At 64.4% G+C, this 12,459-nt stretch carries 10 protein-coding genes and 1 pseudogene; all 11 read right to left on the minus strand.

The window, feature by feature from the left end; all coding sequences use genetic code 11:
* Positions 1–301: 301 nt before the first annotated feature.
* Positions 302–1,756, minus strand: a complete 1,455-nt coding sequence (locus ACQ859_RS25205; protein WP_431263271.1) for a PIN-like domain-containing protein — start codon at positions 1,754–1,756, stop codon at positions 302–304.
* Positions 1,757–1,773: 17 nt separating this feature from the next.
* Positions 1,774–2,955 (minus strand): methyl-accepting chemotaxis protein, encoded by a 1,182-nt coding sequence (locus tag ACQ859_RS25210; protein ID WP_431263272.1) that lies wholly within the window; start codon positions 2,953–2,955, stop codon positions 1,774–1,776.
* A gap of 253 nt (positions 2,956–3,208) precedes the next feature.
* Positions 3,209–3,922: an RNA polymerase sigma factor FliA gene (locus ACQ859_RS25215; RefSeq protein WP_431263273.1), complete on the minus strand. Its 714-nt coding sequence runs from the start codon at positions 3,920–3,922 to the stop codon at positions 3,209–3,211.
* Positions 3,923–3,943: 21 nt separating this feature from the next.
* A complete protein-coding gene (locus ACQ859_RS25220) occupies positions 3,944–4,765 on the minus strand; it encodes a MinD/ParA family ATP-binding protein (RefSeq protein WP_431263274.1) in 822 nt (273 codons plus the stop codon).
* Positions 4,766–5,084: 319 nt separating this feature from the next.
* Complete coding sequence (gene flhF, locus ACQ859_RS25225) at positions 5,085–6,791, minus strand: flagellar biosynthesis protein FlhF (RefSeq protein WP_431263275.1); 1,707 nt, start codon at positions 6,789–6,791, stop codon at positions 5,085–5,087.
* Positions 6,788–8,889 (minus strand): annotated as a pseudogene (gene flhA / locus ACQ859_RS25230) (flagellar biosynthesis protein FlhA). Before flhA ends, flhF begins: the two are co-directional and overlap by 4 nt.
* Positions 8,890–9,048: 159 nt before the next feature.
* A complete protein-coding gene (locus ACQ859_RS25235) occupies positions 9,049–9,663 on the minus strand; it encodes an EscU/YscU/HrcU family type III secretion system export apparatus switch protein (RefSeq protein ID WP_431263276.1) in 615 nt (204 codons plus the stop codon).
* Positions 9,663–10,244: an EscU/YscU/HrcU family type III secretion system export apparatus switch protein gene (locus tag ACQ859_RS25240; protein WP_431263277.1), complete on the minus strand. Its 582-nt coding sequence runs from the start codon at positions 10,242–10,244 to the stop codon at positions 9,663–9,665. Before ACQ859_RS25240 ends, ACQ859_RS25235 begins: the two co-directional genes overlap by 1 nt.
* A 166-nt stretch (positions 10,245–10,410) precedes the next feature.
* A complete protein-coding gene (locus tag ACQ859_RS25245) occupies positions 10,411–11,049 on the minus strand; it encodes a protein phosphatase CheZ (protein WP_082938636.1) in 639 nt (212 codons plus the stop codon).
* 16 nt (positions 11,050–11,065) lie between these two features.
* Positions 11,066–11,458: a chemotaxis response regulator CheY gene (gene cheY, locus ACQ859_RS25250; RefSeq protein WP_067276146.1), complete on the minus strand. Its 393-nt coding sequence runs from the start codon at positions 11,456–11,458 to the stop codon at positions 11,066–11,068.
* A gap of 45 nt (positions 11,459–11,503) precedes the next feature.
* Positions 11,504–12,451, minus strand: coding sequence for a flagellar motor protein MotB (motB, locus tag ACQ859_RS25255; RefSeq protein WP_431263278.1), 948 nt, complete (start codon positions 12,449–12,451; stop codon positions 11,504–11,506).
* Between the last annotated feature and the right edge of the window lie 8 nt (positions 12,452–12,459).

Here is a 12,459-nt window from a genome sequence, read left to right on the forward strand (position 1 = left end):
ACTAAACGGAAGTTGAGGGACGACCACCTGACCTGTTGAATGCGGAGGGTGGGCGAGATGTCAAAACACGCTCATCCAACGTGCGACCGTCCTCGCGGATAGGTCCATCTCGCCCGCAAATCGGGAAACTAGAGAGGCCGCACATGCGACCGTCAGATGAGAGGTGTTTTGAGCACCTGTTGACATCATTAGCCAATAGCTCCAATTCAGCAATTACAAAAGTCGGTAATAAATTCAGTCGCAACTACTTCATCAAGTAGTCTCAACGACTCAACCATGTATCAACCCTCAATCCGCGACATCACGGCGAAGCCAAGAACGTCGCACTACCCATGGAGCCTTCGTCCCCCATTTGCAGCCAGAATCGAGGGGTCAGTGTCCCCAACCATTCATCCATTACCGTAACAGTGCGCGCTTTATACCGCTTGCGCGCATAGTTTCCCAACTCTCCCAATCCAACCTTATTAGCTGCATTTTCCTCGATCTCTCCCACTGCGTCCCGCACGAGGACGGCTATTCCGAAAGAAGAGGGCAAGTCGTTTAATAAAGGATACGCCACTCGAACAGCCAAATCGATATTATTCTTAATCTCTCCGATACTATCACTCTCCACGGCAACGACTAGGAAGGTTTGCTCCTCTCCAGTCGGCCAAGTGACCCTCACCCTGTTGGAACGATTGTACGAAACACGCGTTCCTGAGTAACTCTCAGAGAACCATATCGCAAAAACCCTTGCGAGGTTCTTGTTGGACACACGCGGCTCTTCTGCCTCACCACCTACGTCCCGGCGAAGAACCCGACGCCAAACTTCCGTTGGGATAACTCCTTCTGCAGGCGCCGCAACAGACTGAATCTCTTTGACCGCTCGATCGGATATTTTCGGCTCGAAATATTCTTTCGCGTGCTCAAGAAAACTTGCTGAGGTATACATCCAAAAGAGTTCAACACCCGCAGTTCTTGATATCTCGCCCACCAGCTCTGGATGCGGCCCCATTGTTTTTCCTTGCTCTCGCCACCACCAATCTTCTTTTTGATCGTCGGTAACAAGCAACACAGTCCGAAGCGAGGACTTCGTTGCATACGCAAGTAATTGCTTCCAGAAGATCAGATCCCCAAATTTTGCCTCATATCGAACTCCACCATTAACGTAAGTCAGCGCAACTCCGCCCTTTTCTTTCTTGCCATCAGAAAACCCAGGTGGAATTGCCAACGTGAACCGATTTTCGGCATCGGACAAGATTTCATCCAAGTCCTTTTGGTCTTTTGGGCCATCACCGACATGTTGGCCGATTATTCCATCCAGTTGTGTGCGAAGCGGATCGATTGACGTCACATCCAATTGAGCCAAGTGAATCTTCCCCACGGCTTCCGCCAGCTTCTTATGGGATTTTTCAAGATCATTCAAAATTGGGCCAACGTCGATTCCAAGACCCCGTTTTTCGATCTCGAGGGTGGAAAGCTTCACCTTCAAGTCTCCGATCACGCTCTGCACTGCAGTCAAGGCGCCCTCGGTCAACTTGCGCTGCGCGGCGATGACGCCGATTCTGTTTCTCTGGAATTCTAAGGCCGCGTGATATGGAATCCACACGCGACTTTTTAGCCTTTCAAGAATCCCCAAGAATTCATTTCTAGCAACTTCCGGAAGCCGATACACATTTAAAAGCACGTTGGCATCAAGAACGATTACCGCTTCGGCCCACAGACGTTTATATTGATCGGCGCTAGGTGCATAGAAAGCACTGAATTTTTCGCGCATAGTGATTTTGTAGGTATTTAGAACCCAAACGCCAACCTCACCCCACCCCAATGCCTCCCAGCAACGGTGACGGGTGCCGAAGCCTCCTTGAGCAGCACGAAGTTCCCGCCGCCCATATCCCGGCGGTAGGTTTGCAGGAGGAACGGTCGTTGATTCCGGGCTGACGCCAGCCCTGTCCGGTCGTTGAAGATCCGCCGATAGCGGCTGTTGGCTGTATTCCAGGCCGTGTCGCCCGCGCGCTGGGGCTGGCAGTACCGCTTGTTATGCGTTGCCACGTACCCGTTGCGGTCCACCGCGATGCAGAACACCACCTTGTCCGAGAGCTTCAGCATCCGCTCCTGGACCTCCGGGAACAGCTGATCCGCGATCTGCGTGAATCTCGTCGTGAACTGCTGCGGGTCGGTCCCCGCGATCGCCTGGTACTGCTCGTCGAAGAGCGCCGAGACGTCGATCCGCTTCTCCTTCACCGCGCGTTCGAGCAAGCCGGCAATCTCCGCCGCCGCCCCCTGCACCGCCTGGATGTACGGGGAGTCCTCGACCTCGACGCCGCTCGACGCGATCTGCTCGATCATCTGCTCCGACAGCCGCAGGAAACGGTCGCTGCACGCGAACGCCGACTCCAGCTTGCGCATCGCCTGCTGGATCTCCACCCCGAGCTCTCCCGAGCGCTCCGCCAGTTGCTGCGTCGTCGCCTGGCTTTCCTGCGCCGACTTCGCGATGAGGTCGACGTCGATCTCCACATCCGCGAACGCCTGCAGGATCTTGCTCTGACCGGCTCCTCCCGAGCCGTCCGCCCTCAGCTCCCGGCTGAAGGTCTCGATCCGCGCATCCAGCGTCCCCACCGTGCCCATGATGGCCTTCGAGGACGCCTCGACTTGCGCCGCGAGGTCCTTCACCGCATCCGCCACCACGCCGAAGCCGCGGCCCGCCTCGCCGGCGCGCTTGGCCTCCACCGACGCGTTGAACGCCACCAGCCGCGTCTGCAACGCGATCTTCGTGATCTCGGACGCCGCGTCCGACACCTGACGCAAGGTGGACACGATTCCGCCCACTTCGTCGCCCACGCCGGACAGCGCCGTGCGCGCGCGCTCGACGGCTTCGCGGGTCTGGTTCGTGGATTGGTTGATGCCGTCCTGCGCATGCCGGACCTGCTCGAGCTCGGAGCCCAGCGCCTGCATCGCCTGCGCCTGCGAGGTCACGACCTTCTGCGTGTCCTCCAGCAGTCCGCGGACTTCGGCCGCGTCGCGGCCCAGTTTGGAGACGCCGCTCGAGAGCTCCCGAACGACCTTGGTGGTGTTGCCTTGCAGCGCCGGCTCACGAAAGCCAACCTCGGCTCCCCCACCGACGCGTCAGGCGCATCCTTCCCGGCGCGCCTGCGCCATGAGTCCCACATCGGACGCTCCCCTCATGGTTTATGGACCACAAGGATTGCGGCCGCCTATGCGGCTCGTTTTACCAGTCGCGCAGCTTGACGCGCAATCGGGCAATCGCTTGACTGTGCAGCTGGCACACCCGCGATTCGGTCACCTTCAGCACCGCGGCGATCTCTTTCAGGTTCATGTCATGTTCGTAGTACATGGACATGACGTAGGCCTCGCGCTCCGGCAGGTTCTTGATCGCCTCCACCAGCGCCTCGCGCATGCGGTGGTCGCCCAGCATCGACATCGGATCCGCCGAGTTGTCCCCGACGTGCCGGTCCAGGTAGTCGTCGTTGTCCTCGCCTCCGGAGATGTCCTCCAGATAGACCAGCTGCGTCCCGCGCACCTTGCCCAGCATCTCCTGGTACTCGGTCAGCGAGATGCCCATCTCGGCGGCGATCTCGGACTCCTGCGGCGGGCGGCCGAGCTTCTGTTCGAGCTTGTGCACCGCGCTCTCGATCGAGCGCTGCTGGCGGCGGTTGCCGCGGCTCATCCAGTCGCTGCCGCGCAGCTCATCGAGCATCGCGCCGCGGATGCGCTGCGTCGCGAAGGTCTCGAACTGCACGCCCTGCGCCGTGTCGAAGCGCGACAGCGCGTCCGTCAGGCCGATCAGGCCGACCTGGATCAGGTCGTCCAGTTCGACGTTGGCCGGCAGTTTCGCGATCATCTGATGCGCCAGACGGCGCACCAGCGGGCTGTACTGGCGGATCAGCGAGTTGTTGTCGAGTTGACCCTTGGCGGTGTACATCGTCTCGTCTCCAATCCGGCGTCAGTGCGCAGCGAGGGTCACGCCTTGCGGGGCGCGGCCAGCCTTGGGCTGCCACATCGGCCGCGGGCGCAGCGGCATCGCGTCGGCGGCGCTGTCGAGCGCCGCTCCGGGCACCGAGGCCAGCAGCAGTTCGCGCGCCATGTGACGCATCTCGTGCGTCAGCGGCGCCGTCACCGGCTGGCGGGGATCCAGGCAGGCCCACTCGCGCAGCACTGCGCCGAGGAAGCCGTCGCCGCAGCTCGAGAGCTGCTGGGCGATCCGTTCGGCCAGGCGCAGCTGCGGGTTGCAGGCCAGCAGCAGGCTGTAGACCATCAGGCCCGCGCGCTGCGTCAGCCACTTCATGCCGGCGTAGGCGTAGGTCACGCTCTGCACGTCGGTGTCGGCCAGCAGCACCGGACGCACTTCGCGCGAGACCAGCACGCGGCTGAGTTCCGCGGCGCTGGCGTGCAGCAGGACGACGTCGGCGTACGGCGCCGCGTCGGTCACTGCTTCCAGGAATTGGGCGGCCGAGCCGTTGGCATTGACGTAGCGCATCGGCAGTCCGCGCGCGGCCAGGAAGGAGACCTTCGCCGACAGCGGTTCCACGCAGGCCGCGAGGTCCACCGCCGCGAGTTCCGACGCCGCCGAGGCGTGCTCGCCCGCGTCCACGACCAGCGTGTGCAGGCCGAGTTCCCCGAACGCCGCGCACATGCCTTCCAGCAGCGCGCCGCTGCCGACGACATGCGGGTTGCTCACCACCGGCACCACGCGCACGCGCGCCGTGGCGAACAGTCGGCGCAGGCCGTCGGCCTGGTCTTTCGGAGCATTGCTGAAGTCGCGCATTGGGCTGCTCTGTGTCTCTTGCGTGTTCCGCCCCAGCGCCCTGTCCCCCTCGAGAGGAACCGGCCAATGCTGGAGCCGTTACCGGAAGTTTCGCTCCCGGGGCCACCCTCTGACCGGGAATTGAAAGGGGGAAACACCCCGCTTTTCTCTCCCGTCACCCTCACCTCGTGGACCTCTCACACAACGACTTCGGGTCGTCCCCCGCTCCAATGGAAAAAGGGGGAAGAGCCCGAGCCCTTCCCCCTTTCTAGAACTTGTGACCGGCTTTGGCAACTCCCGTCCCCGGGAAACCCCCTCCGATCGAGCGGTCAGCGCTTGATCAATTCATGCCCATCGGCGATGCGGCGCCTGCGCCTCCCGCCATCGTGCCGGCGGTGAAGATCAGGTTGACGTCGGAGGCGTCGACGCGCCAGGCCGACTGGCCGTGGCTGCGCAGCGCGCGCTGCACCAGCGCTTGCGACGACAGGCGATGCCAGTCTTCCGGCACGCGCTGGCCGTTGGTCACGCCGAGGACGCGCAGCTTGTGGCGGATCACGGTGTCCAGCGCCGGGGCCAGTTTCACCGCTTCGTCCAGCTTCGACAGGATGACGCCTTGCGCTTCCGCGCCGCGCCAGGCGCCGACCACGTCCTCGATCGTCTCGCCCTGCTGGGCGGCGTTGACGACCAGGATGCGCTTGATGCTCTTGTGCGCCAGCATGTCCAGCAGCTCGGCGGTCCGGCTGTCGCGCTGGGCCGTGCCGGCCGTGTCGATCAGCACCATCTTCTTGGACGACAGCAGGTCCAGCAGGTCTTCCAGCGACGCGCGGTCATGCGCCGTGTGCACCGGCACGCCGAGGATGCGGCCGTAGGCGCGCAGCTGCTCGTGAGCACCGATCCGGTAGGCGTCCAGCGTGATCAGGCCGAGCTGGCTCGCGCCGTACTTGGTCGCGAAGGCCGCGGCGATCTTGGCCGTCGTCGTCGTCTTGCCGACGCCGGTCGAGCCGATCATCGCGAACACGCCGCCCTGATCTTCCAGGGCCGGTTGCTGCTCGGCGGTCTGCACGTTGCGCGACAGCACGTTGGCGGCCCACGCCTGGGAATCGGCTTCCTCGGTCGTCTGCGCCGGCAGGCCTTCGACCAGCTTGCGCACCAGGGCCGGCGAGAAACCGGAGTCCAGCAGCTTCTGCGTCAGGCGCGCCTGCGCCGGCTGGCGCTGGAGCTTCTCCATGAAGGCCAGCGCGCCGAAGCGCTCTTCGATCATGCCCTTCATCGCGCGGAGCTCGGTCATCATCTCCTGCTCGCGACGCGAGGACGCCGGCATGTCGTTCAGCGGATGGTTGCCCATGCCGCCGAAGCCGTGGCCGATGCCGCCCAGGTCCTGCATGGCCTGCTGCTGCACGCGGATCTCGTCGCGCAGCACCGGCGGCACGACGCGCGGCGCGGGAGCCGGCGCGGGTTCGTAGGCACGCTCGTCGACGCGACGGGCGCCCAGGGTCTGCATCGCGGAACGCGCGCGCTGGTCGCGCTGCGCGGCCATCGAGGCGACCGATTCATTCATCTGCGATTGCGAGAAGGCCGGCGCCGGCTCGTCCATCATCGGATCGGGCAGGCCGTTCATCTCGGCCGAACGGCGCTTGAGCATGCGTTCCCGGACATAGTCCTGGAAGGACAGCGTGCTCATCGCCATCGCGTTGACGTCCTCGCCCACCGAGCCGCCGAAGGCGGGTTCGGCGCGCTGCGGGGCCGGCGACGCGGCCAGGCGCTGCTTGAGCGCCTGACGCGGTTGCACTTCTTCCCGTTGCTGCTGGCGCTGCGGCTGGGCAGCCGGCTGGCGCGGCGCGGCGGCGCGCGGCGCTGCGGCGGCGGCACGCGGCGTCGAAGCGGCGACGCGCTCGATCTGCGACATGCCTTCCGGCGCCATCGCCAGCACCTCCACCCCTTCGGGGCAGGGCTTGTTCGATAGCACGACCGCTTCGTCGCCGAAGGCCTGGCGGACCAGGGCCATGGCTTCGCGGGAATTGCGGGCGGTAAAGCGTTTGACGTTCATGCCGTGCCTCCGATGATGGAGCCGATGCGGATCGTGTGCGTTTCAGGAATCTCGCTGTGTCCCAGCACCTTCAGCCGCGGCGCAGCGCGCTTGAGCAGTCGGGCCAGGGGAGCGCGAATCAGGTCGGGCACCAGCAGGCAGGCGGGCAAACCGCGATCCTCTTGGGATTGCGCGGTCTGCGCGGCACTTCTTGCAAGCGTGTCGGCCACACCGGGATCCAGCGCCGCGCCGTGAGGCGAGTGCAGGGCCTGCGAGACCAGACGTTCCAGCTCGGGATCGAGGGCGATGACGTCGAGCTCCTTGGCCGGTCCGTAGATCTGCTGCACGATCGCCGGAGCGATGTGGATGCGGATGCGACGGGCCAGCTCGGCGGGATCGGTCGTCTGCGTGGCGTTTTCGGCCAGGCTTTCCACGATGGAACGCATGTCGCGGATATGCACGCCCTCTTCCAGCAGGAACTGGAGGACTCGTTGCAGGGCGGCGACATTGACCATCTTGGGAATCACGTCTTCGATGAGTTGGGGCGCTTGCTTGGTGAGGTGATCCACCAGCTGCTGGGTTTCCACTCGACCCAACAACCGGGCCGCGTGAACTTGCAGCAAGTGTGAAAGATGAGTGGCCACCACGGTCGCGCAATCAACGACCGTAAAGCCCGCCATTTGCGCCATATCCCGTTGCCGCTCCTCGACCCAGACCGCCGGGAGTCCGAAGGCGGGGTCCGTTGTCGGCGTCCCGATCAGCTTCTGCGTCGCGTGACCGGGGTTGATGGCGAGCCACATGCCCGGGTAGGCCTCCGCCTCGCCGATCACCGCGCCGCGCAGCGTCACGCGGTACTGGCTGGGGCGCAGTTCCAGGTTGTCCCGGATGTGCACCGACGGGGGCAGGAAACCGATGTCCTGCGCAAACTTGCGGCGTACGCCCTTGATGCGGCTCAGCAGGTCGCCTTCGCGGGTCTTGTCGACCAGCGTGATCAGGCGGTAGCCGACTTCCAGACCCAGCGTGTCCACGGCGACGACGTCGTCCCAGGAAGCTTCGGCATCCGGGTTCGGCGCGCCCGGCACGGGGCGGCGGTCTTGCTGCGGGCCTCGGCGGCCTTGGTGGCCTGTTCCTTGGTGCGCAGCCAGTACGCCAGGTAGCCCAGGGCGCCGGCGATGATCATGAACACCAGGTGCGGCATGCCCGGGATCAGGCCCAGGATGAACACCACGCCCGCGGTGATGGCGACGGCCTTGATCGAGCCGAACACCTGCGAGCCGATCATCTGGCCGACGTCCTTGTCCTTGCCGACGCGCGACACGACCAGGGCGGAGGAGACGGAGATCAGCAGCGCCGGGATCTGCGCCACCAGCGCGTCGCCGACGGCCAGCAGGATGTAGCTGTCGGCGGCCTGGCCGGCGGACAGCCCGTGCTGGACCACGCCGATGACGAAGCCGCCGACGATGTTGATGAAGAGGATCAGGATGCCGGCGATCGCGTCGCCGCGGACGAACTTCGAGGCACCGTCCATGGAGCCGAAGAAGTCCGCTTCGTCGCCCAGTTCGGCGCGGCGGCGCTTGGCTTCCTTCTCGTCGATCAGGCCGGCGGACAGGTCGGCGTCGATCGCCATCTGCTTGCCGGGCATGGCGTCCAGGGTGAAGCGCGCGCCGACTTCGGCGATCCGCTCGGCACCCTTGGTGACCACGATGAAGTTGATGACCACCAGGATCGCGAACACGATCAGGCCGACGGCGAAGTTGCCGCCGATCAGGAAGTGGCCGAAGGATTCGATGACCTTGCCCGCGGCGCCGGCGCCGGTATGGCCTTCCAGCAGCACCACGCGGGTGGAGGCGACGTTCAGCGACAGGCGCAGCAGCGTCGTGATCAGCAGGACGGTCGGGAAGGCCGCGAAGTCCAGCGGCCGGATCATCTGCGAGGCCACCAGCATCACCATGATGGACATGGCGATGTTGAAGGTGAAGAACAGGTCGAGCGCGAAGGCCGGCAGCGGCAGCACCATCATCGACAGGATGATCATGATGGCGATCGGCGCCCCGAGCGCCTGCACGATGGCGGCGCGGGGTCCGAGGAGGTTCTGCAAACGGGCCATCAGCTCGTTCATCGGTGCTGCCTTCAACCTGTTGGGTGCCGGGGGAGATCACGTGCCCGACACTGCCGTCGAGCCCCGCCATTGTTCGGCGGGAGCCTCGTTTCCTTTAGCCGGATAAAGGGGGAATCTCCCCCGAAATCGGGCCTCGCCCCTTCGGGCGAGGTCGGACCGTCAGGCGGGGTTGCCCTCGGGGAACTGGTCGTCCAGCTCTTCTTCCGGCGGCGTCCAGCCCGGCTTCTTGTGCGGGTCGAGCTCGTCCGGCACCGGCGGGTTCGGCACGGCCTGCGGCGAGGCGCCCTGCCCCTTCAGCGCGGCCTTCAGCTGGTACACGTACGCCAGCACCTGCGCCACGGCGCCGAAGAGCGCACCGGGGATCTCCCGGTCCAGCTCGGCGTGGGCGTACAGGGCACGGGCCAGCGCCGGCGCCTGCAGCACGGGGACCTTGTTTTCCTTGGCGATGTCGCGGATCTTGAACGCCAGCAGGTCCAGGCCCTTGGCCACCACGCGCGGCGCGCCGAACTTGGTCTCGTCGTAGGCGATCGCGACCGCATAGTGGGTCGGGTTCATCACGACCAGGTCCGCCTTCGGCACCGCCTGCAGCATCCGGCGCTTCACCAGCTCCCGGGCCTTGGCGCGCATCTTGTGCTTCATCTCGAGGTTGCCTTCGGCTTCCTTGAGCTCGTTCTTGGCTTCCTCGCGGGACATCTTCAGGCGCTTGAGGTACTGGAAGCGCTGCAGCGGCACGTCGATGACGGCGAACAGCGCCAGGCACAGACCCAGCAGCATCAGCCCCCCATCAGCTGCTTGCCCGCGAAGGCCAGCGCCGACGGCAGCGGCACCGACATGATCCCGATGAAACCGGCGATGCGGTCCTTCAGCGCCATCGCGCCGACGACGCCCAGCACCAGCGACAGCAGCACGGCCTTCAGCGCCGTGGTCAGGTTCTGCATCTGGAACAGCTTGCCGATGCCGGTGATGGGATTCAGGTTGGAGAACTTCGGCGCCAGCGGCTTCATCGTGAAGTTCCAGCCGCCCGACGCGATGTGCGCCACGATCGCGGCCATCGCCAGGATGATCAGCGCCGGCAGGCCCAGCATGAAACCCTGCCAGGTAAGCGTCGACAGGCGCTCGGTCATCATGCCGGCGGTGCGCAGCTGTTCGGCATCGAAACGCAGCGCGCCTTCCAGCATGCGCTGCAGCGTCTCGACGGCGTACGGCGTCGAGCTCGCGAACAAGGCGCCGCCCGTGGCCATCACCGCGAAATGCGGCAGGTCCCGGGAGCGCGGCAGTTGACCCTCCTTGCGAGATCTTTCGATCTTCTTCTGCGAGGCGGGTAAGTTGCGGTCTTGTGCGTCTTGATCGGCCATGGGTGGTCACGGCCCTATGCCGTGGCCCCGCCATTGTTCGGCCGGAGGGGGTTTCGCTTTAGCCGGATAAGGGACGGAAATCAGCCGGACTTCAGGACACAGGCCCAGAAAGCAGAAACCCGCGCCGGGGCGCGGGCTTCGTTGCGGCGATGCCGGCTTCGGGAGATCAGAAGCCCAGCGAGGCCAGCAGATCGTCCACTTCGGACTGGTTGGCGACCACGTCGGCGCGGCCTTCCGGATTCACGACCGGACCTTGCAGGATGCTCGGATCCACCTTCTCGCGCTGTTCCGGAGGAACCACCGAGACCAGCAGCTTGACCAGCGAGTCTTCCAGGTCGTTGGCCAGGGTCACGACCTTGGCGACCACCTGGCCGGTCAGGTCATGGAAGTCCTGCGACAGCATGATGTCGGTCAGGTGGGTGTCGATCTTCGACGTCGAGGACTCGACCTCCTTGACGAAGTTCAGCACCGCGCCCGAGGCCACCGCACGGACCGGGTCCGCGGTGATCGCCTGGGCCATCGCGTTGGCGGCCTCGGTGATCTTGGCGTGCTCGGCCTTGGCCTGGTCGACCGAGTTCAACACCTTGTTGGCGGCGTCGGCGGTCTTGTTGGCGATGTAGGTCAGGCGGCTGCGCGCGTCGGGCAGCCCGTCGGTCGCGACCTGCAGCTTGGGCATGACGCCCAGCTGCTGCATCGTGTCGTGCAGCACGCGGGTGATCGTGCCGATCTGTTGGAACACCTCGGGCGAGACCGTCAAGGGCTCGTTGGATTGCGAGGTCAGTTTGGCCAGCTCTTCCATCTGCATGGTGGGACTCCCAGCGTCAGGCCGCAGCGGCCAGCTTCTGCATGATCTTCAGGACCTTTTCCTCCAGCGTGGCCTTCGTGAATGGCTTCACGATGTAGCCCGCCGCACCGCTTTGCGCGGCCAGGACGATGTCTTCCTTGCGGGCTTCCGCCGTCACCATCAGCACCGGCAGGTGCTTCAGCGTGGCATCTTCCTTGATGGCCTTGAGCAGCTCGAAGCCGTTCATGTTGGGCATGTTGATGTCGCTGACGACGAAATCGTATTTCGCCTGTTTCAGCATGCTCAGGGCCTCGACGCCATCTTCCGCCTCTTCGGCGTTGTTGTAGCCGATCTCCTTCAGCAGACCGCGCACGATCCGGCGCATGGTCGAGAAGTCGTCGACGATCAAGAATTTCATGTCAGTGCTCATGGCGTTCCTCTGAGGGGACTGGAGGGCTTTGTTCGATTCGGAACGTTATCGGCTCGCGGGCGCGGAACTTGAGGCCTGCGGCGCGCTGGCCGCGGGGTCTGAAGCGTCCTCGTCCTCATCGGGCAGGTTCTTCAGCACCGCATCTTCGGCATCGCGATTCATCACGATGATGCTGATGCGGCGATTGACTTGGGCCTTGGGGTCTTTCGTGTCGAGCAACTTGCTCGACGCCAACCCCTGCACGCGAAGGACCCGGGCATCCGGCAAACCGCCCGCCACCAGCTCGCGCCGCGAGGCATTGGCCCGGTCCGCCGACAGTTCCCAGTTGCTGTATCCACGCTCGCCCGCAGAAAACGGCTGTGCATCCGTATGACCCTCCAGCGTGAGCCGGTTGGGCACCTCGGTCAACACGTTGCCGAGTTCCTGCAGCAACTCGCGCATATACGGTTTCACCACCGCGCTGCCGCTGTCAAACATCGGACGATTATTCTCGTCCACGATTTGAATCCGCAAGCCCTCGCGTGTCATATCGAGTCGGATTTGTCCACCTAATGCCGCAATTTTGGGGTTCTCGGCGATGATTTTCTCGACCTTGTCCTTCAACTGCTGCAGACGGACGCGTTCCGCCCGGCGCTGCTCTTCCTTGAGGGCCTTCAGGTTGATGGTTTTCCGAGGGGATTCGACGTCGCCGGCCTTGACCTGGCCGGTCTGGCGCGTCAGGTCCTGACCGCCGCCCTTGATGATGTGCGAGGCGTCGCCCGACCCCGATCCGCCGAACATCGCCACCTTCAGCGGCGAGGCGAAATAGTCCGCGATGCCCTTCTTGTCGCCTTCGGTCGTCGAGCCGAGCAGCCACATCAGCAGGAAGAAGGCCATCATCGCCGTCACGAAGTCGGCGTACGCGATCTTCCACGCGCCGCCGTGGGCGGCATGGCCGCCCTTCTTGACGCGCTTGATGATGATGGGCTGGAGCTTCTTGGCGTCACCGGCCATGGTGATTC

It is taken from the genome of Roseateles chitinivorans (assembly GCF_050632235.1).
Lineage (GTDB): Bacteria > Pseudomonadota > Gammaproteobacteria > Burkholderiales > Burkholderiaceae_C > Roseateles > Roseateles chitinivorans_A.